The organism is Paenibacillus sp. MMS18-CY102 (assembly GCF_009789195.1).
Lineage (GTDB): Bacteria > Bacillota > Bacilli > Paenibacillales > Paenibacillaceae > Paenibacillus_T.
In genome coordinates, this window is record NZ_WSTC01000097.1 from 1 (window position 1) to 531 (window position 531).

Consider the following 531-nt stretch of genomic DNA (forward strand, 5'->3'; position numbering starts at 1 on the left):
TACTGAGGCGGTTTATTCGCACTTGTTCTTTACTTTCTTCCCAAATATGCCGGGTGACAATTTTTCGTTTGGTAGCGGAACGTGTACACTGCTCCAGCATCGGACATGTTTCACATTGTTTTGGATCTGACGCATAATGCCGGTAGCCATGTCGATCTGTTGTTCGGTATGACAGTTCTTGCTGCTGCGGGCAAACATACAAATTACGTTCTGCATCATAGGTAAACTTCCATTTTGGATGTAAGCCTTGTGTAGGATGGAATCGTCGATGTGCAATGACACCAAAAATTTTACGTTTCTCTAATCCTTTGCAAATCGGAGTCGTTAAATAGCCAGAATCCAATGCAACTGCCTCTACTGCAAACCCAAAACGCTGGCGTTGACGGTCTAAACGGGAAAGATATGGTACGGAATCATGGACATTGCCGGCGGTGACGAAAACATCGGTAACAAGGTTGTATTTCACATCAACTGTGCGATGATCCAAGTAGAAGAAGCCTTCCGGCTTACCTTCTCGGTACATATACCCGC

At 45.0% G+C, this 531-nt stretch carries 1 protein-coding gene; it reads right to left on the bottom strand.

Annotated features, from left to right (window positions below):
• On the bottom strand, positions 1-531 hold a 531-nt coding region (locus GON22_RS25615; protein ID WP_237179357.1), incomplete at both ends, for a transposase.